Below are 18417 nucleotides of genomic sequence, written 5' to 3' on the forward strand. Positions count from 1 at the left end.
CGGGCTGGGCTACGCCACCGGGTCGACATGCCCGGCCAGTCACCGGACGCCGAGCCTTGGGCGATGCGGCTCGAGTGGACACCCCAGAGCGGACAGGCCAGCGAGCGGGCAGACAGCTGCCGGGCCGGAATGGCCGTCAGCCGGCCGGGCTGGCGGTGCGTACCTGCTCGGCGATCCGCTCCGCCACGGACCGGGCGGTGGTCTCGGTGGCCGCCTCGACCATGACCCGGACCAGCGGCTCGGTGCCGGAGGGGCGCAACAGCACCCGGCCGGTCTCGCCCAGCTCGGCCTCGGCCCGCTCCACCTCGGCCCGGACGGCCGGCGCGGCGGAGCCCACGGTCCGGTCGCCCACCGGCACGTTGATCAGGACCTGCGGCAGCTTGGTGACCACGGCGGCCAGCTCGGCGAGCGACTTGCCGGTGGCTGCCATCCGGGACATCAGGTGCAGCCCGGTGAGCACCCCGTCGCCGGTGGTGGCGTACGCGGGCATGACGATGTGGCCGCTCTGCTCGCCGCCGAGGGCCAGCCCGGAGGCGCGCAGTTCCTCCAGCACGTACCGGTCGCCGACCTTGGTCTCGAGCAGCCGGATGCCCTCGGCGGACATGGCGAGCTTCAGGCCGAGGTTGCTCATCACGGTGGCGACCAGGGTGTCCTCGGTCAGCGCGCCGGCCTCCCGCATGGCCAGGGCGAGGATCGCCATCACCTGGTCGCCGTCGACCTCGTCGCCGTCGGCGGTGACCGCCACGCACCGGTCGGCGTCGCCGTCGTGGGCGATGCCCAGGTGCGCGCCGTGCTCCACCACGGCGGCCCGCAGCGTGTCCAGGTGGTTGGAGCCGCAGTCGTCGTTGATGTTGAGCCCGTCCGGCTCGGCGCAGATCGCGATCACCTCGGCGCCGGCCTCCTGGTATGCCACCGGGGCGACCTCGGCGGCCGCGCCGTTGGCGCAGTCGACCACCACCTTGATCCCGTCCAGCCGGTGCGGCACGGTGCCGACCAGGTGCTGGACGTAGTGGTCGGCGCCGTCGAGCAGGTCGTGCACCCGGCCCACCCCGGCGCCGATCGGCCGCTCCCAGGCGGTGGTGGCGTTCGCCTCGACCGCCGCCTCGATCCGCATCTCGATCTCGTCGGGCAGCTTGTGCCCGCCGGCGGCGAAGAGCTTGATCCCGTTGTCCGGCATCGGGTTGTGTGAGGCGGAGAGCATGACGCCCAGGTCGGCCTTGGCCTCGGCGGTGAGGAACGCCACCGCCGGGGTGGGCAGCACGCCGACGCGTACCACGTTGGCGCCGGCGCTGGTGAGCCCGGCCACCACCGCGGCCTCCAGCATCTCGCCGCTGGCCCGGGTGTCCCGGCCGACCACGGCGAGCGGCGGATGGCTCTTGTCCGACTCGGCGAGCGTGTGCGCGGCGGCGACCGCCACCGCGAGCGCCAACTCCGGGGTGAGATCCGCGTTCGCCCGCCCGCGTACGCCGTCCGTGCCGAACAACCGGCCCATACCCGCCAACCTCCGATGGAACTGCCGTTGCGAGGAGAGGAAAAGCGAACGGCCGGGCCACCTCCCCGTAGAGGAGGCGGACCCGGCCGTCCGTCAGAAGTACAAGGCGCTGCTGATGATCAGCGCTTCGAGTACTGAGGAGCCTTACGGGCCTTCTTGAGGCCGTACTTCTTGCTCTCCTTGACCCGGGCGTCACGGGTCAGGAAGCCGGCCTTCTTCAGGGCCGGGCGGTCGTCCGGCTCGCTGACGATCAGCGCCCGGGCGATGGCGAGGCGCAGCGCGCCGGCCTGGCCGGTGGTGCCGCCGCCACGCAGGTTGGCGATCACGTCGAACGCCTCGGCCTTCTCGGCGGTCACCAGCGGGTCCTTGATCAGCTGCTGGTGCACCTTGCTCGGGAAGTAGGCCTCGAGGTCACGGCCGTTGCAGGTGATCTTGCCGCTGCCGGGGACGATGCGGACCCGGACGATGGCCTCCTTGCGCCGACCCACGGTCTGGATCGGGCGGTCGCCACGAGGCGCGCGCGCGACGGGCGCCGGCGCCTCGGTGGCCTCAGGGGCAACCTCGGTGGCGGTGATGTCGGTCATGCTGCTTCCTTCGCCCGCGCTCACTGCGCGATCTGCTTGATCTCGAACGGCACCGGCTGCTGCGCGCCGTGCGGGTGCTCGGCACCGGCGTAGACCTTCAGCTTCTTGAGAATCTGACGGCCGAGCTTGTTGTGCGGGAGCATCCCCTTCACGGCCAGCTCGATGGCCCGCTCGGGACGCTTGGTGAGCAGCTCCTCGTAGCCGACCTGCTTCAGACCACCCGGGTAACCGGAGTGGCGGTAAGCGATCTTCTGCTGGCGCTTGTTGCCGGTCAGCGCGACCTTGCCCGCGTTCACGATGACGACGAAGTCGCCCGTGTCGACGTGCGGCGCGAAAGTCGGCTTGTGCTTGCCACGCAGCAGCGTGGCGGCGTGGGTCGCGAGGCGGCCCAGCACGACATCAGAGGCGTCGATGACGTGCCACTGACGCTCGATCTCACCCGGCTTCGGGCTGTACGTACGCACAGGTCTACCTTGTCTCGTCGTCGGTCTGGGGTCGCGCGCCGAGGTGACCAGGCGCGCACGAACGACCAAGCGTACCTGATGCGGCACGCCTTAAGAATGTCGTACAACAGCAGGCAACGATACCCGGCCGTCCGGCGGCAGGTCAAAACGGGGTGGTCCCCGCGCGGCCCGCGCTTCCACCATGGCGCAGGTCACACGCCGGACAGCTTACGTGGCCCCGGCCGCAGGTACACCACCCAGGTCACCGCGAAGCAGAGCGCGTACCAGCCGATGAAGGCCAGGTAGGCCGCGTCCGCGTTCCCGGCGGCGAGGAAGGACTGCCGGAAGGACACGTTGACCAGCACCCCGCCCGAGGCGCCGACCGCCCCGGCGATGCCGATCAGCGCCCCGGACCGCCGCCGGCTGCGGCGCTCGGCCGCCGCCCGGTCTCCGGTCCGCTCCGCCTCGGCGGCGGCCCGGGCCCGGAAGATCGCCGGGATCATCTTGTACGTCGACCCGTTGCCGAGCCCGGAGAACACGAAGAGCGCCAGGAACCCGACCAGGTAGAGCGGGAACGACCGCTCGCGGGCGGCGTACAGCACCAGCGTGGCGCCCACGGCCATCGCCGCGAAGTTCCAGAAGGTGACCCGGGCTCCGCCGAGCCGGTCGGCGAGCTGACCGCCGACCGGCCGGATCAGCGAGCCGATCAGCGGCCCGAGGAAGGTCAGCCAGGCGGCGTCGACCGGAGTCGGGAACCGGTCGTGGAACTGGAGCTGGAGCACCTGGCCGAAGGCGAACCCGAAGCCGATGAACGAGCCGAAGGTGCCCACGTAGAGCAGCGACATCACCCAGGTGTGCGGGTCGCGGGCGGCAGCCCGCAGCGCGCCCGGCTCGTTGCGCGCCCCGGGGACGTTGTCCAGCCAGCGCGCCGCGGCGAGCGCCGCGAGCACGATCAGCGGCAGGTAGACCGCCGGCACCAGCCGGGGGTACGCGGCCCCGGCGGTGGCCAGCACGGCCAGCCCGACGAGCTGCACCGCCGGCACGCCGAGGTTCCCGCCGCCGGCGTTGAGCCCGAGCGCCCGGCCCTTGAGCCGGTCCGGGAAGAACAGGTTGATGTTCGCCATCGACGAGGCGAAGTTGCCCCCGCCGACCCCGCTCAGGCAGGCCAGCACCATCAGTGTCGAGTACGACACCCCCGGCTCGATCAGCAGCGCCATCGGCACCGCCGGCACCAGCAACAGCAGCGCGCTGACGACGGTCCAGTTCCGCCCGCCGAACCGGGCCACCGCCAGCGTGTACGGCAGCCGCAGCACCGCTCCCAGCGCGGCCGGCACGGCGGTGAGCAGGAACTTCCCGGCCGGGTCGATGCCGTACTCCGGGCCGAGGAAGAGCACCGTCACCGACCAGAGGCTCCACACGGAGAAGCCGACGTGCTCGGCGAAGATCGAGACGTACAGGTTGCGGCGGGCGATCGGGGCCCCGGCGGTGTCCCAGAACCCGGGGTCCTCGGGGCGCCAGTCGGTGATCGAGCGCCGGCGCCCGGCGTCGGGGGCCGGGGCCCGGGGGGAAGCGAGCGTGCTCACGGCGACTCCTCCTCGTCGATGACGAGGGGGACGCTAGGAACGGCTGGTTTCCCGGCCGTGCCCGTCCCGGGTCGGGCCGGAAACGGAGACCGCACGTCCGCCGGGAACCGGCGGTGAGCCGGTCAGAGCTCCTGGAGGATGCGCAGCGCCCGGCCGACCCGTTGCATGGTCTCGGTGTCGGCGACGTCCACGCACTCGGTGAACCACTTCTTCATGGGCGACGAGAGCCGGTCGGGCATCACCACGTACCCGCCCATGGCCACCGCGAGGGGCGAGTCCCGCAGCAACGATTCCTCGACCACCTCGGCCACCATCACGATCGGTACGTCGGTGGAGTTGTAGACGTCGGAGCTGATCACCAGTCCGAGCCGTTCCCGGGCGCCGGAGATGCGCCAGACCTCTCCCCTACGCAGCACGCGGACGTCCGCCGCCGAAGAGGGCGTCGTCGACCATCGCGGCCTCCTGGGCGTCGGCCAGGGCCGCGGACTCCAGATCCAGGCCGGCGCGGCCGACGGCGGCGGCGTGCGCGGTGAAGACCTCGCGCAGCGCCTTCTCCCGGGCGGCCTGGTCCATCCAGGCGGAGAGGGAGAGCCCTTCCCGCTTGGCGAACCGGCGCGCCTCCTCGATTGTCTCATCCGAGAACGACAGCGTCACCTTGGCGGTCATGTCGGACAGATTACCCACTGGTATGACCAGCAGTCATCCCCACTCGCGCCCGTCGGCGAACCGGACACCGGGGCAGGGGCGGGGCGGGCGCTCAGGCTGGCCGGCCCGACGCGACGGTCGAGCCGCGCCGACCGTCACGGGCGGCGGCCGCCGAAGACGGCGAACCGCCACTCCTTGAAGAAGCAGTCCACGTCGGTCAGGCCGGCGTCGGTGAGCCAGCGGCACTGGTCGGTCACCGGCGCCGGCCGGTCGTGCCGCATCCGCTCCCGGGCCGCGGCGATCTCCTCGGCGTCCGAGCCCAGCTCGGTGATCCGGGCCGTCCAGACCTCGTCGTAGCGCCGGTCCAGCGCCGGGGTCGGGCCGGCGACCTGCTCGGCGTTGACGAACACCCCACCGGGCACCAGCGTCTCGGCCGCCCGCCGGTAGAGCGCCCGCTTGCCGTCGTCGGCCAGGTGGTGGATGGCCAGGGCCGAGACCACCGCGTCGTAGCGGCCGGCGGGCAGCGGGTCGGTCAGATCGGCGAGCACCGTCCGGTGCGACACCCCCCGGGCGGCCAGGTGGCCGGTGGCCACCGCGAGCATGCCCGGCGCGGCGTCGACCAGGGTCAGCCGGACGCCCGGCACCGCCGCGGCGAGCAACAGGGAGAGCAGGCCGGTGCCCGCGCCCAGGTCCAGCACCTCGGGGGTACGCCCCGACGCGAGCGCCGCCCGCAGCGGCGGTGCCGCGACCTGGACCGCGGTGCCGTAGAAGGCGTCGAAGCAGGGCACCAGCCGGCGCCGGGCCTCGTCGTAGCTCCCCGCCACCGCGTCGAACGCGTCCGCCACACTCATCGCGCCTCCCATTATTCAGGATTCCCGTCTCACATTCTAAACCTGCCCATCCGGCCCGTCACTCCCGTGCGGTGTGAGGCGCTCTTGACAGGACCGAAACAGACGGGACCCGGACCGGAAACCGCCCGCCGGCACGCTTTCCCGACATGACACAGGGTGCCCGCGTGACGACGCGACCGGGGGTCCACCGCCGGGAGGTCGCCACCCACTGCCCGTACTGCGCGCTCCAGTGCGGCATGGTGCTGCGCGAGGCCGAGGGGCGGATCGAGGTCGCGCCCCGCGATTTCCCCACCAACCGGGGCGGGCTGTGCCAGAAGGGCTGGACCGCCGCCGAACTGCTCGACCACCCCGACCGACTGGCCACCCCGCTGCTGCGGGACCGGCCCGGCGCGCCGCTGCGCCCGGCGAGCTGGGACGAGGCCCTCGACCGGGTGGCCGCCGGGATCCGCGCCGTCCAGGACCGGCACGGGCCGGACGCGGTCGCGGTCTTCGGCGGTGGCGGGCTGACCAACGAGAAGGCGTACGCGCTCGGCAAGTTCGCCCGGGTGGCGCTGCGTACCCGGCACATCGACTACAACGGCCGGTGGTGCATGTCCTCGGCCGCGGCGGCCGGGCTGCGCGCCTTCGGCGTCGACCGGGGGCTGCCCTTCCCCCTCGCCGACCTCGGCCGGGCGGACACCCTGCTGCTGGTCGGCGCGAACCCGGCCGAGACCATGCCGCCGCTGCTGCGGCACCTCGCCGACCAGCGTGCCCGGGGCGGCCAACTGATCGTGATCGACCCCCGGCTCACCGCCACCGCCCGGCAGGCCGACCGGCACCTGCAACCGTTGCCCGGCACCGACCTGGCGGTGGCCAACGCACTGCTGCACATCGCGCTCACCGAGGGGTGGATCGACCGGGCCTACGTGGCCGACCGGACCAGCGGCTTCGACGAGGTCCGGCGGACCGTGGCCGGGTACTGGCCGGCCGAGGTGGAACGCCTCTCCGGCGTACCGGTGGCCGACCTGGAGGCGACCGCCCGGGCGCTCGCCACGGTGGACCGCGCGATCATCCTCACCGCGCGGGGCGCGGAACAGCACGCCAAGGGCGTCGACACGGTCACCGCGTTCATCAACCTGGCGCTCGCCCTGGGCCTGCCCGGCCGCCCCGGCTCCGGGTACGGCTGCCTCACCGGCCAGGGCAACGGCCAGGGCGGGCGGGAACACGGGCAGAAGGCCGACCAGCTCCCCGGGTACCGGCGGATCGACGACCCGGCGGCCCGGGAGCACGTGGCGCGGGTCTGGGGCGTACCCGCCGACGACCTGCCCGGGCCCGGGGTGCCCGCGTACGCCCTGCTGGACTCCCTCGGCACCGAGACCGGCCCCCGAGCGCTGCTGGTCTTCGGCTCCAACCCGGTGGTGTCGGCGCCCCGGGCGGCCCGGGTCGAGTCCCGGCTGCGCGCCCTCGACCTGCTGGTGGTGGCCGACTTCGTGCGCTCCGAGACGGCCGACCTGGCCGACGTGGTGCTGCCCGTCGCGCAGTGGGCCGAGGAGGACGGCACGATGACCAACCTGGAGGGTCGGGTGCTCCGCCGGCGGGCGCTGCGCGAGCCGCCGCCCGGGGTCCGCACCGACCTGGCCGTCCTCGCCGGCCTGGCCGCCCGACTGCACGCAGGGGCCCTTCTTCATCGCACTCCGCACCGCACGGCCCCCTGCCCAACGCCCGGGTCCGCTGCCAGCGGCGGGGGCAACGCGGCCGGCGGGCACGGCTTCCCGGCCGATCCGCGCGCCGTTTTCGAGGAACTGCGCCGGGCTTCGGCCGGCGGGCCGGCGGACTACGCCGGGGTGACCTGGGAGCGGGTCGAACGGAACGCGGGCGTCTTCTGGCCCTGCCCCGACCCGGACGGGCCGGACACGCCCCGGCTCTTCACCGAGTCCTTCCCGACGCCGGACGGGCGGGCCCGGTTCCACCCGGTGACGCACCGGCCGGCCGCGGAGGAGGTGTGCGCGGAGTACCCGCTGCACTTCACCACCGGCCGGGTGCTCGCCCACTATCAGTCCGGCGCGCAGACCCGGCGGGTCGACGCGCTGCGCCGGGCCGCCCCGGAGGGCTTCGTCGAGCTGCACCCGGACCTGGCCGACCGGCTCGGCGTGGCCGGGGGCGACGAGGTGCGCGTCGTCTCCCGCCGGGGCGAGCTGCGGGCGCCGGCCCGGCTCAGCCCGGCGATCCGGCCGGACACCGTCTTCGCGCCGTTCCACTGGCCGGGCCCGGCGCGCGCCAACTCGGTCACCAACGACGCCGTCGACCCGGTCTCCGGTATGCCGGAATTCAAGATCTGCGCCGTCCGGGTGGAGAAGGCATGAGCGAGCGAATCTTCGGACACTGCTCGACGGAGTCGCCATGAGGGTGGTCATCGTCGGCTACGGGATGGCGGGCGCGCGGCTCGCCGCCGAACTGCACGCGCGGGACGGCGACCGGAAGGTCACGGTGCTCGGGGCGGAGCAGCACCGGGCGTACAACCGGATCATGCTCTCCGCCCTGCTGGCCGGGAAGCTCGACGAGCCGGACGTGGAGCTGACCGAGGTCGCCGGGCAGGGCGTGAACGTCCGGACCGGGCTGGCGGTCACCGCGATCGACCGGGCCGCCCGGGAGGTACGCACCGCCGACGGCGACCGGCACGGCTACGACCATCTGGTCCTCGCCACCGGCAGCCGGGCCGTGGTGCCGCCGCTGCCCGGGCTCGACCCGCTGCCCGACCGGGTGGTCCTGTTCCGCACCCTGGACGACTGCCGGCGGATCCTCGCCGCCGCCCGGGGCGCCCGCCGCGCCCTGGTGCTCGGCGGCGGGCTGCTCGGGCTGGAGGCCGCGCGCGGGCTCGCCGCCCGGGGGCTGGACGTGACCGTGGTTCACCCGACCGGATGGCTGATGGAACGACAGCTCGACCCGACCGCCGGGGCGATGCTCGCCGGCACCCTCGCCGGGCTGGGCGTACGGACCGCGCTGGCCGTCCCGGCGACCGGGGTGGCCGCCGACGCCGACGGAGTCCGCCTCGACCTCGCCGACGGCCGTTCGCTCCACGCCGACCTGCTGGTGCTCTCCTGCGGCGTACGCCCGGACACCGCCCTGGCCGCCGCGGCCGGGCTGGCCGTGGATCGGGGCGTGCTGGTGGACGACCGGCTGCGGAGCAGCGACCGGCACATCTCGGCGATCGGCGACTGCGCCCAGCACGCCGGGGCGCTGACCGGGCTGGTCGCCCCGGCCTGGGCGCAGGCCCGGGTGGTGGCCGAGGTGCTGGCCGGCGAGGACCCGCTCGCCCGGTACCGACCGCGGCCGGTGGTGACCCGGCTCAAGGCGGCCGGCATCGACCTCGCCGCGATGGGCGACACCGCCGACGCCACACCGCCCGCCGGCACCGCCCCGGATGACGGCGGACCGGTCGAGGAGCTGACCTTCGCCGACCCGACCCGCGGCACGTACGCCCGGCTGCGGATCCGCGACGGCCGGTTGACCGGGGCGATCCTGCTCGGCGACAACCCGGCCGTCGGCACGGTGGTGCAGCTCTTCGACCGGGGTGACCCGGTGCCCGCGGACCGCCGGGCGCTACTGCTCGGGCGAGCGTTCGGCGCCACCCCGGCCACCCCCGCCGCGTCCCCGGCGCTGATGCCGGACGCGGCCACGGTGTGCCAGTGCAACGACGTCCACAAGGGGGCGCTGGTGGCGTGCTGGCGTGCCGGCGCCCGGACCGTCGAGGAGCTGTCGGCGGCGACCCGGGCGGCGACGGGCTGCGGCGGCTGCCGGGACGCGGTCGCCGGCATCGCCGACTGGCTCGCCGAGGCGGACCCGGTGGCGGTGACGCGATGAACGGTGTGCGGGGACGGGAAAGCGGAGGTGATGGCATGCGGGGCGGCAATCTGGTGGTCGTCGGCAACGGCATGGTCGGGCAACGCTTCGTCGAGGCGTTGCGGGCCCGGGACCACGACCGGCGCTGGCGGGTGACAGTGCTCGCCGAGGAGCGGCGGCCGGCGTACGACCGGGTCCGGCTCTCGGCCTACTTCGACGGGGTCGGCGCGGCGGAGCTGAACCTGCACACTCCCGACGAGGGGGTGGTGCTGCACCTGGGCGAGCCGGCCACCGGGATCGACCGGACGCGGCGGGTGGTGACCACGGCGACCGGCAGGCACCCGTACGACGCCCTGGTGCTGGCCACCGGGTCGTACGCGTTCGTGCCGCCCGTCGACGGCGCCGACCTGCCAGGGGTCTTCGGCTACCGGACGCTGGACGACCTGGCCGCGATCCGGGAGCACGCCCGGGGCCGGCGGACCGGGGCGGTGATCGGCGGCGGCCTGCTCGGCCTGGAGGCGGCGAACGCCCTACGCCTGCTGGGCCTGTCCACCAGCGTGGTCGAGTTCGCGCCCCGGCTGATGCCGGTACAGGTGGACGAGGCGGGCGGGGCGATGCTCCGCCGTTACGTCGAGGAGCTCGGCGTCACCCCGTACCTCGGGGTGGCCACCACCGCGCTGCGCCCCGGCCCGGACGGCACGGTCGCCACGCTGGAGCTCTCCGACGGCCGTACGGTCGACGCCGAGCTGGTCGTGGTGGCCGCCGGCATCCGGCCGCGGGACGAGCTGGCCCGGACGGCGGGCCTGCCGCTCGGGCCGCGGGGCGGGGTGCTGGTCGACGCGACCTGCCGGACGGCGGACGAACGGATCTGGGCGGTCGGTGAGTGCGCGGCGGTGGACGGCACCTGCCACGGCCTGGTCGCCCCCGGGTACGCGACCGCCGAGGTGGTCGCCGACCGGCTGCTCGGCGGGGCGGCCACCTTCCCCGGCGCGGACACCGCGACCAAGCTCAAGCTGCTCGGGGTGGACGTGGCCTCGTTCGGTGACGCGCACGGCACCTCCCCGGGCTGCCTCGACGTCACCTTCACCGACCCGGCCACCCGCACGTACGCCAAGCTGGTCCTCTCCGACGACGCGCGGACGCTGCTCGGCGGCGTCCTGGTGGGCGACGCCAGCGCGTACCCGACGCTGCGGGCGAGTGTCGGCGGGCCGTTGCCCGCTCCCCCGCTGGCCCTGCTGGCGCCGGCCGGCGGCGCCCCCGCCGGGGTCGGCGCGCTGCCGGCCGCGGCCCAGGTCTGCTCCTGCAACGCGGTGACCCGGGCGGACATCGACGCGGCGATCGCGGGCGGGGCGGGGGACGTGCCGGCGCTGAAGGCGTGCACCCGGGCCGGTACGAGCTGCGGTTCCTGCCTACCGATGCTCAAGCAGCTCCTCGGCGCGGCCGGGGTGCGGCAGTCCACCGCGCTCTGCGAGCACTTCGACGCCAGCCGGCAGGAGCTGTTCGACATCGTCCGGGTCCGCGGCATCCGCACCTTCTCGCAGCTGATCGCCGAGCACGGGCGCGGGCGCGGCTGCGACATCTGCAAGCCGGTGGTGGCCTCGATCCTCGCCTCCCTCGGCACCGGGCACGTGCTCGACGGTGAGCAGGCGTCCCTCCAGGACACCAACGACCACTTCCTGGCCAACCTGCAACGGGACGGCAGCTACTCGGTGGTGCCCCGGATCCCCGGCGGGGAGATCACCCCGGAGAAGCTGATCGTGATCGGCGAGGTGGCCCGGGACTTCCGGCTGTACACCAAGATCACCGGCGGGCAGCGGATCGACCTGTTCGGGGCCCGGGTCGAGCAGCTCCCGCAGATCTGGCGCCGGCTGGTCGACGCCGGCTTCGAGTCCGGCCACGCGTACGGCAAGGCCCTGCGCACGGTGAAGTCCTGCGTCGGTGAGACCTGGTGCCGGTACGGGGTGCAGGACTCGGTCGGGCTGGCCGTCGCGCTGGAGCTGCGCTACCGGGGACTACGCGCCCCGCACAAGCTCAAGGCGGCGGTCTCCGGCTGCGCCCGGGAGTGCGCCGAGGCCCGCGGCAAGGACTTCGGCGTCATCGCCACCGAGACGGGCTGGAACCTCTATCTCGGCGGCAACGGCGGCTTCCGGCCCCGGCACGCCGACCTGTTCGCCACCGACCTGAGCACCGACGAGCTGGTCACGCTGATCGACCGCTTCCTGATCTATTACATCCGGACCGCCGACCGGTTGCAGCGCACCGCCGCCTGGCTCGAGGCGATGGAGGGCGGGCTCGATCACCTGCGCTCGGTGCTGGTGGACGACTCGCTCGGGCTCTGCGCCGAACTGGACGCGGCGATGGCGCGGCACGTCGCGTCGTACTCGGACGAGTGGCGGGACGTGCTGGCGGACCCGGAGCGGCTGCGCCGGTTCACCTCGTTCGTCAACGCCCCCGACGTGCCCGATCCGTCCATCACGTTCGCCGTCGAACGCGGCCAGCCGGTGCCCGCGCGCGGCGCACCACCGGCGGCCGGCGCCGACCGCCGCCGCCAGCCGGTGGCGCTCGGCCTTCCGGAGGTACGCCGATGAGCCAGCGCAGCGAGCGAATCAGTCAGCTCAGCCTCTTGACCTCGTCGCGACGCCGAGCGGAGCGAGGTGACGCGACGAGGAGGCTCGACTGGACGTCGGTCTGCCCGCTCGACCGGTTGGACCCCGATCGCGGGATGGCCGCGCTGGTCGACGGCGTGCAGGTGGCGCTCGTCCGGACCGGCGGCGAACTGTACGCGGTCGACAACCTCGATCCGGTCGGCGGCGCGTACGTGATGTCCCGGGGGATCGTCGGCAGCCGCGGCGGCGTGCCGACGCTGGCCTCCCCGCTGCACAAGCAGGTCTACGACCTACGGACCGGGTGGTGCCTGGACCTCCCGGACGTGGCGCTGCGGCGGCACGAGGTGCGCTGCCGGGACGGGCAGGTCGAGGTGCGGCTGCGGCAGGAGGAGTGATGCGGGAGGAACTGGCCGGCTTCACCATCGGGGTCACCGCCGACCGGCGACGCGACGAGCTGGCCGCGCTGTTGCAGCGGCGCGGCGCGCGGGTGGTGCTCGCCCCGGCCCTGCGGATCGTGCCGCTGGCCGACGACACCGACCTGCGCGAGGCCACCCGGGCCTGCCTGGACCGCCCGCCGGACGTGCTGATGGCCAACACCGGCATCGGGATGCGCGGCTGGCTGGAGGCGGCCGAGGGGTGGGGCCTGGGCGAGCCCCTGCGTGCCGTGCTCGCCCGGTCCTACGTGGTCTCCCGCGGCCCGAAGGCGACCGGCGCGATCCGGGCCGCCGGGCTGCGCGAGCACTGGTCCCCGGCCTCGGAGAGCTGCGACGAGGTGATCGACCACCTGGTCCGGCGCGGCGTGGCCGGTCAGGTCGTCGCGCTCCAACTGCACGGCGAGCGGCAGCCGGAGTGCACCGAGGCGCTGGAAGCGGCCGGTGCCACGGTGCTCGAGGTACCGGTCTACCGGTGGGCGCCGCCGACCGACCCGGCTCCGCTGCACCGGCTGATCGACCTGGTCGCGGGGCGGATGGTCGACGCGGTCACGTTCACCTCCGCCCCGGCGGCGGAGGCGCTGCTGCGGGCGGCCGGGGACCGCACCGAGACGGTGCTGGCGGCGCTGCGGGGGGACGTGCTGGCCGGTTGCGTCGGCGCGGTCACCGCCGAACCGCTGGTCCGGCGGGGGGTGCCGGTGGCCGCCCCGAGCCGGGCCCGACTGGGCGCCCTGGTGCGGACGATCGTGGACGAGCTGCCCCGCCGGACGGTGACCGTGCGGGCCGGCGGACACCAGCTGACGCTGCGCGGGCACGCCGCCGTGGTCGACGGGGAGTTGCGGCCGCTCGCGCCGGCCCCGATGGCGGTGCTGCGGGCGCTCGCCGCGTCGCCCGGCAAGGTGCTGTCCCGCACCGCGCTGCTGCGTACCCTGCCCCGGGGCGCGGACGAGCACGCGGTGGAGATGGCGGTCGCCCGGCTGCGGGTCGGCCTGACGGCGCCCCGGGTGGTGCAGACCGTGGTCAAGCGCGGCTACCGCCTCCGCGTGGACTGACGGCAGCGGGAGCTGACTTCGGCGCACCGACCGGCCGAGCCGCCCGTCCGGTCCGGCTACGGACGGGACGGGCGGGCGGTCAGCCGACCGAGGCCGGGTAGCCCCGGTCGTGCTCGGCCTGCAGCCGGAGCATGGCGTGCTCGACCACGGTCACCAGCACCTGCTTGACCGACTCGCGCTGCCGGGCGTCGCACATCACCAGCGGCACGTCGGGCGAGATGGCCAGCGACTCGCGGACCTCCTCCAGCTCGTACTGCGCGGCGCCGTCGAACCGGTTCAGCGCCACCACGTACGGCAGGTTGCGGTTCTCGAAGTAGTCCAGCGGGGCGAAGGCATCGCTGATCCGCCGGGTGTCCACCAGCACCGTGGCGCCGACCGCACCCCGGATGATCTCGTCCCACATGAACCAGAAACGGGTCTGGCCCGGCGTGCCGAAGAGATACAGGATCAGGTCCTGGGCCATGGTGATCCGGCCGAAGTCCATGGCGACCGTGGTGGTCTCCTTGCCGGGCACCTTCGACGGATCGTCGATGCCCACCCCGGCCGCGGTCATCAGCGCCTCGGTGGTCAGCGGCGTGATCTCGGAGATCGTGCCGACCAGGGTGGTCTTGCCCACCCCGAAGCCACCCGCGACCACGATCTTCGCGGAGATGATCTCCCGGCTGCGGCTCGCCCCGGCGGGGTCATAGTTCGCGAAGTCCACTTAGCACCCTTCCCAGCAAGTTCATCCGCTCCTGGAACCCCGTCGCGGGAGCGGCAGTGTGTAGCGTCAGCAGGCCCTCGGCCACCAGGTCGGCGACCAGCACCCGGGTGACGCCCAGCGGCATCCGGGTGTACGCGGCGATCTCCGCGAGCGACTGCGCCCGGCCCTCGCAGACCAGGGCGATGCGGTACTTGTCGTGCCCGGCGAACCGCGCCTCGGCCGACTGTGTGGGCGTGCAGGAGAGCACCGCCTCCAACGCGATGTTCTGCAACGGCTCGGTGCGGCCGCGGGTGACCGCGTACGGTCGCACCAGCGCCCCACGCGGATCCCGCCGTGGTTCCATCTCGCGATCACCTCCCTCCGTACGGAGCCGGTCGGCTCCCGGTCACCAGGTCACACCGAACGCCGGTCAGGACCGGACAGCATCCCGCGGCAGCGGGACCAGCGCCTGGCCGACCCGCTCCACCAGCAGCGCCATCTCGTAGCCGACCTGGCCCACGTCGCAGCTCCGGGCGGCCAGCACCGCCATCGAGGAGCCGTCGCTGATCGACATGAGGAACAGATATCCGCTGTCCATCTCGATGACCGTCTGGAGCACCCCGCCGGCGCTGAACATCCGCGCGGCACCCTCGGTCAGGCTCACCACGCCGGAGGTGATCGCGGCGAGCTGGTCGGCTCGGTCCGCCGGCAGGTCGCGGGAGGAGGCGAGCAGCAGCCCGTCCGCGGACACCGCCACCACGTGGGCGATGCCCGCCACGCTGTCGGCGAAGTTGGTGAGCAGCCAACCCATGTCCTGCATGGCCGCTGGCCTGTTCATCGGTTCGTCTCCTTGGTCGAGTTGCTGTTCAGGTCCGCGCCGGCCGTCCGACCCCGCTGCACACCACGGTGGTAGGCCGAGAGCAGACCGCGTACTTCATCCGGCGTGCGCTTGGCGCGGGACCGGCCGCCCTTCGGCTCGATGCCGCCGGGAACGAGCTGGGCCTGCGGCACACGCTTCGGCAGGCCGGAGCGGGTGATCCCGCCGGTGCTGGGCTCCGCGGCCTGGCTGGCCCGCGCCCAACCGTCGTCGGCCGCCGTCCGCCAGGCTTCCGGGTCGATCGCCGGCGGCGCGGGCGGGGGCACGGCGGCAGGCGGCGGGGTGTACGGCGGTGGCGAGGCCATCGCCGACGCCTGGGCGCCCGGGGTACGGGTCGGCAGCGGCGGCGCGGTGGCGGATCGCTTCGGGGCGGCCGGCGGGTCTTCGTCGAACCGGGGCCGGGCGAAGATCGTGGTCTCGTCCTCGCCGTGCGAGCGGAACCAGACCGCCTCCATCTCCCGGAAGATCGGCGCCTCGGCCGGGTGGGCCGCCAGTGGCGCGGCCGGGGCCGGGTGGGCCGCCAGTGGCGCGGCCGGGGCCGGCTTGGCGACGTCGACCGGTGGGGCCGACGCGAGCGGCTGGTACGCCGACGCGGCGGGGTACGCCGGCGGCGCGGAGGTGGGGCCGAGCGGCGTGGCCGGCGCGCTGGTTGCGGCCCCCTCCCCGCCCGGGGTCCGCTTCGGCAGTGGGGCGAGTGCGGGGTACCCGAGGGTGGGTCCGCCCACCGCGTAGCCGGCACCGGAGACGGGGGGCGCCGGGGCGGGCGGCGGCACGGGCGGCAGCGCGCCCGTCACGCCCCCGACCTGCACGGAGCCGGTGTCCCGCGCCTCGTCCAGCGACTGCCAGCGGGCGGGCGGCGTGGGGGTCCGCCACTGGTCGGTGAGCGTGGCCGTGGTGGTCCGCCCCGCGCCGGCCAGCGGTTCTGCGGCGTGGCCCACCGGATTCAGCGGGGCCTGCTCGACAGCGAGCGGCTGGCGCGGCCGGCTCAGCTGGGCCGGGCCCCGGTTCGCCGGCAGCACCACGGTGGAGTTCGGCAGGGTCACCTGGGCGACGGTGCCGCCCTCGACGTTGCGGCGCAGCTCGACCCGGATGCCGTAGCGGGCGCCGAGCCGGCTGACCACGGCCAGGCCCATCAGCCGGAACGCGGCCACGTCGACCGTGGGCGGGGCGGCCAGCCGCCGGTTCAGCGAGTCGAGCTGCTCGTCGCTGAGGCCGAGGCCGCGGTCCTCGACCTGGATCAGCACGTAGTCCCGGATCCGTCGGCCGTCCGCGACCACCGTGGTGTTCGGCGGCGAGAACCGGGTGGCGTTGTCGAGCAGCTCGGCGACCAGGCGGACCACGTCGTTGACCGCGTGTGCGGCGACCGAGATGTCGGTGTCGACGGTGCCGAACTCGATCCGGTTGTAGAGCTCCACCTCGGACTGGGCGGCCCGCAGCACGTCGACCAGGAGCGCGTCGTCCCGGCGCGGCACGGCCGAGTCGGCGCCGGCCAGCACCAGCAGGTTCTCGTCGTTGCGGCGCATCCGGGTGGCCAGGTGGTCGAGTTCGAAGAGCTGGGCCAGTCGCTTCGGGTCCTCCTCGCCCCGCTCGATCGCGTCCAGCTCGCCGATCATCCGGTCGACCAGGTTCTGCGAGCGCCGGGCCAGGTTGAGGAACATCGCCGAGACACTGGTCCGCAGCGCCGCCTGCTCGGCCGCCACCCGGACCGCTTCCCGGTGGACCACGTTGAAGGCCGCGGCCACCTGGCCGACCTCGTCGCGGTTGGTCAGCTTGATCGGGTCCCGGACCTGCTGGACGATCTCGTCCACGCCACCGTCGCCGATGGCGTTGACGTTCTGCAGCCGGTTGACCGCGTCCGGCAGGTCGTGGTTCGCCACCGCCAGGGCGCCCTCGCGCAGCCGGCGCAGCGACTCGTTCAGCGAGCGGGCCAGAACCACGGCCAGGGTCACGGCGATGAACAGGGTGAGCAGGACGATCAGGCTCTCCACGACGGCCTGCCGGATGACGGCCGACAGGACCGCGTCGGCGTCGGCGAGCAGCCGGTTCTGGAGCTGGATCTCGGCCCACCGCATCAGGTCGTTGACCGCGCCGATGGCGGCCGCGGCGTTGTCCCGACCGACCAGCGGGGGCTTGTTGACCGAACGGGACACGTCGTTCGCGGCCCGGTCGGCGAGCTGCACCGCGTCACCGGAGACCGTGCTGTCCACCAGGGCACGCTGTGCCGGCTCGGCGGTCTGGGAGAAGGCGATCAGCGCCTCCTGCTGGGCGGTCAGGGTGCCGATGAAGGAGGAGAACTGTTCCTCGTCGATCCGGCCGGCGGCGAGCGCGGTGAAGACCACCGCCTGCTCCTCGGCGACCTCCGCCTTGGCGTGGGCGAACGCGGCCACCGCCCGGCGGGCATCGGCGATGCCCTCCGCGCCGGGCTGCTGGGCGAGGGTGTCGCCGTACGCGACCAGGTCGCCGAGGATGATGCCGTAGCGCAGGCTCGCCTTTGCCACCGGCATCTGCTGCCGGTCCAGGACCTCCTGCCGGGTGCCGTTGAGGGTGGCCAGGTGGTCGTCGATGACCTTGAGCCGGCTGCGGACCGAGGCCGGCACGTCGCCGAGCCCGATCCGCTCCTCCTGGTACGCCGCGATCCGCTCGTCGGTACGCCGTACCCGCAGGTTGTAGTCGTCCGGCTTCTGCTCCGCCCCGGCCAGGTACGCGGCCGCCGCCATCCGCTCCTTGTGCAGATCCTGGGCCAGCGCCGACACGTCGATCGACAGCGCGGTCAGCGACCGGATCCGGGTGGCGTCGTACGCGCCCTCGCCGACCGAGACGAGTCGGATGGTCGCCAGTGCGATGACGGCTGCCACCGGAACAACCAGGATGAGAGCGAGCTTGGAACGGATCCGCGCGTCTCGCAGCCGAGGCAGCCTCCGTCGCCGGTTCCGCTGATCGGCGTCAGTGCTCTCGGGCAGGGTCGTAGGTCCGGTGCTCACGACATCGCCTCCGTCGTTTCTTCCACGCTTGACCCGCCGACCCGTGCCTGGTGCAGCGGCCAGCGCCACGCGCTGCACGGCCGGAATTTCATCAGAAGAGATCCGACTTGGGAAGTCGCAGTGAGGCAGGAAACGGTCGGCGGCGGCCCAACCCCTGATCCGGTCAACTATTACCTTCATTTCCTCAAGCCCCTGAACAGGGCATGTAACTCCAAGGTGGTCATTCGTATCTGCGCAGTAATTACCGGTTAACGTTCCGTGCCCCCAGCATGTGGGACGACCGTCCCACGCAACTCCCGGCTGCGCGCTTGACCACAGGGCTTGGCATTGGCAAGGTTTTGCAGGCTTCGCGCACACCGTACGGCAGACCA

16 protein-coding genes are annotated in these 18417 nt (G+C 73.9%); 5 read left to right on the forward strand and 11 right to left on the reverse strand.

Translation table 11 applies throughout. From position 1 onward, the window contains the following. Window positions 1-136 precede the first annotated feature (136 nt). The 7 genes from glmM to ACFYM6_RS12175 all read right to left on the reverse strand — a co-directional run bounded on the left by glmM (window position 137) and on the right by ACFYM6_RS12175 (window position 5598). Window positions 137-1492 carry a phosphoglucosamine mutase gene (gene glmM, locus ACFYM6_RS12145; RefSeq protein WP_387274792.1) on the reverse strand — a complete coding sequence of 452 codons (1356 nt, stop codon included), beginning with the start codon at window positions 1490-1492 and terminating at the stop codon, window positions 137-139. A gap of 119 nt (window positions 1493-1611) precedes the next feature. Beyond that, the gene (gene rpsI, locus ACFYM6_RS12150) at window positions 1612-2076 is read right to left on the reverse strand and encodes a 30S ribosomal protein S9 (protein ID WP_030501567.1); all 465 of its coding nucleotides are present in this window, start codon (window positions 2074-2076) and stop codon (window positions 1612-1614) included. Window positions 2077-2096: 20 nt separating this feature from the next. Then, complete coding sequence (gene rplM / locus ACFYM6_RS12155; RefSeq protein WP_073834885.1) at window positions 2097-2540, reverse strand: 50S ribosomal protein L13; 444 nt, start codon at window positions 2538-2540, stop codon at window positions 2097-2099. 191 nt (window positions 2541-2731) lie between these two features. Then, entirely contained in the window at window positions 2732-4102 is a 1371-nt protein-coding gene (locus tag ACFYM6_RS12160; RefSeq protein ID WP_387274794.1) for a nitrate/nitrite transporter, read from the reverse strand. A 122-nt stretch (window positions 4103-4224) separates the two neighbouring features. Further along, complete coding sequence (locus ACFYM6_RS12165) at window positions 4225-4518, reverse strand: hypothetical protein (RefSeq protein WP_387274796.1); 294 nt, start codon at window positions 4516-4518, stop codon at window positions 4225-4227. Next, the gene (locus tag ACFYM6_RS12170; RefSeq protein WP_265007346.1) at window positions 4508-4768 is read right to left on the reverse strand and encodes a DUF6364 family protein; all 261 of its coding nucleotides are present in this window, start codon (window positions 4766-4768) and stop codon (window positions 4508-4510) included. The genes ACFYM6_RS12165 and ACFYM6_RS12170 overlap by 11 nt, the downstream gene beginning before the upstream one ends. Window positions 4769-4902: 134 nt before the next feature. Then, complete coding sequence (locus tag ACFYM6_RS12175; protein ID WP_387274798.1) at window positions 4903-5598, reverse strand: class I SAM-dependent methyltransferase; 696 nt, start codon at window positions 5596-5598, stop codon at window positions 4903-4905. 146 nt (window positions 5599-5744) lie between these two features. Between ACFYM6_RS12175 and ACFYM6_RS12180 the strand changes: the two genes are divergently transcribed. The 5 genes from ACFYM6_RS12180 to ACFYM6_RS12200 are packed head-to-tail and all read left to right on the forward strand — an operon-like array spanning window position 5745 to window position 13506. After that, window positions 5745-7940 carry a molybdopterin oxidoreductase family protein gene (locus ACFYM6_RS12180; RefSeq protein WP_387274799.1) on the forward strand — a complete coding sequence of 732 codons (2196 nt, stop codon included), beginning with the start codon at window positions 5745-5747 and terminating at the stop codon, window positions 7938-7940. A gap of 37 nt (window positions 7941-7977) precedes the next feature. Continuing rightward, window positions 7978-9438, forward strand: a complete 1461-nt coding sequence (locus tag ACFYM6_RS12185) for an FAD-dependent oxidoreductase (protein WP_387274801.1) — start codon at window positions 7978-7980, stop codon at window positions 9436-9438. A 35-nt stretch (window positions 9439-9473) separates the two neighbouring features. Next, window positions 9474-12005, forward strand: coding sequence for a nitrite reductase large subunit NirB (gene nirB / locus ACFYM6_RS12190; RefSeq protein WP_387274803.1), 2532 nt, complete (start codon window positions 9474-9476; stop codon window positions 12003-12005). Further along, entirely contained in the window at window positions 12002-12418 is a 417-nt protein-coding gene (gene nirD, locus ACFYM6_RS12195) for a nitrite reductase small subunit NirD (RefSeq protein WP_387274805.1), read from the forward strand. The genes nirB and nirD overlap by 4 nt, the downstream gene beginning before the upstream one ends. After that, window positions 12418-13506, forward strand: a complete 1089-nt coding sequence (locus ACFYM6_RS12200) for a uroporphyrinogen-III synthase (RefSeq protein WP_387274807.1) — start codon at window positions 12418-12420, stop codon at window positions 13504-13506. Before nirD ends, ACFYM6_RS12200 begins: the two co-directional genes overlap by 1 nt. Window positions 13507-13585: 79 nt before the next feature. Here ACFYM6_RS12200 and ACFYM6_RS12205 read toward each other — a convergent pair whose 3' ends face one another. From ACFYM6_RS12205 to ACFYM6_RS12220, 4 genes are all read right to left on the reverse strand, one after another. Next, a complete protein-coding gene (locus ACFYM6_RS12205; RefSeq protein WP_387274808.1) occupies window positions 13586-14209 on the reverse strand; it encodes an ATP/GTP-binding protein in 624 nt (207 codons plus the stop codon). Then, window positions 14190-14552, reverse strand: coding sequence for a DUF742 domain-containing protein (locus ACFYM6_RS12210; RefSeq protein ID WP_073834894.1), 363 nt, complete (start codon window positions 14550-14552; stop codon window positions 14190-14192). Before ACFYM6_RS12210 ends, ACFYM6_RS12205 begins: the two co-directional genes overlap by 20 nt. 66 nt (window positions 14553-14618) lie before the next feature. Continuing rightward, window positions 14619-15026, reverse strand: a complete 408-nt coding sequence (locus ACFYM6_RS12215) for a roadblock/LC7 domain-containing protein (RefSeq protein ID WP_073834895.1) — start codon at window positions 15024-15026, stop codon at window positions 14619-14621. Then, entirely contained in the window at window positions 15023-18046 is a 3024-nt protein-coding gene (locus ACFYM6_RS12220) for a nitrate- and nitrite sensing domain-containing protein (RefSeq protein WP_387274811.1), read from the reverse strand. The genes ACFYM6_RS12215 and ACFYM6_RS12220 overlap by 4 nt, the downstream gene beginning before the upstream one ends. Window positions 18047-18417: the final 371 nt, after the last annotated feature.

Source organism: Micromonospora sp. NPDC006431 (genome assembly GCF_042870725.1).
Taxonomy (GTDB): Bacteria; Actinomycetota; Actinomycetes; order Mycobacteriales; family Micromonosporaceae; genus Micromonospora.

Coding starts and splice junctions, on each gene's coding strand:
- glmM (WP_387274792.1), bottom strand. CDS start 1,492: ATGGGCCGGTTGTTCGGCACGGACGGCGTACGCGGGCGGGCGAACGCG.
- rpsI (WP_030501567.1), bottom strand. CDS start 2,076: ATGACCGACATCACCGCCACCGAGGTTGCCCCTGAGGCCACCGAGGCG.
- ACFYM6_RS12170 (WP_265007346.1), bottom strand. CDS start 4,768: ATGACCGCCAAGGTGACGCTGTCGTTCTCGGATGAGACAATCGAGGAG.
- ACFYM6_RS12175 (WP_387274798.1), bottom strand. CDS start 5,598: ATGAGTGTGGCGGACGCGTTCGACGCGGTGGCGGGGAGCTACGACGAG.
- ACFYM6_RS12180 (WP_387274799.1), top strand. CDS start 5,745: ATGACACAGGGTGCCCGCGTGACGACGCGACCGGGGGTCCACCGCCGG.
- ACFYM6_RS12185 (WP_387274801.1), top strand. CDS start 7,978: ATGAGGGTGGTCATCGTCGGCTACGGGATGGCGGGCGCGCGGCTCGCC.
- nirB (WP_387274803.1), top strand. CDS start 9,474: ATGCGGGGCGGCAATCTGGTGGTCGTCGGCAACGGCATGGTCGGGCAA.
- nirD (WP_387274805.1), top strand. CDS start 12,002: ATGAGCCAGCGCAGCGAGCGAATCAGTCAGCTCAGCCTCTTGACCTCG.
- ACFYM6_RS12200 (WP_387274807.1), top strand. CDS start 12,418: ATGCGGGAGGAACTGGCCGGCTTCACCATCGGGGTCACCGCCGACCGG.
- ACFYM6_RS12210 (WP_073834894.1), bottom strand. CDS start 14,552: ATGGAACCACGGCGGGATCCGCGTGGGGCGCTGGTGCGACCGTACGCG.
- ACFYM6_RS12215 (WP_073834895.1), bottom strand. CDS start 15,026: ATGAACAGGCCAGCGGCCATGCAGGACATGGGTTGGCTGCTCACCAAC.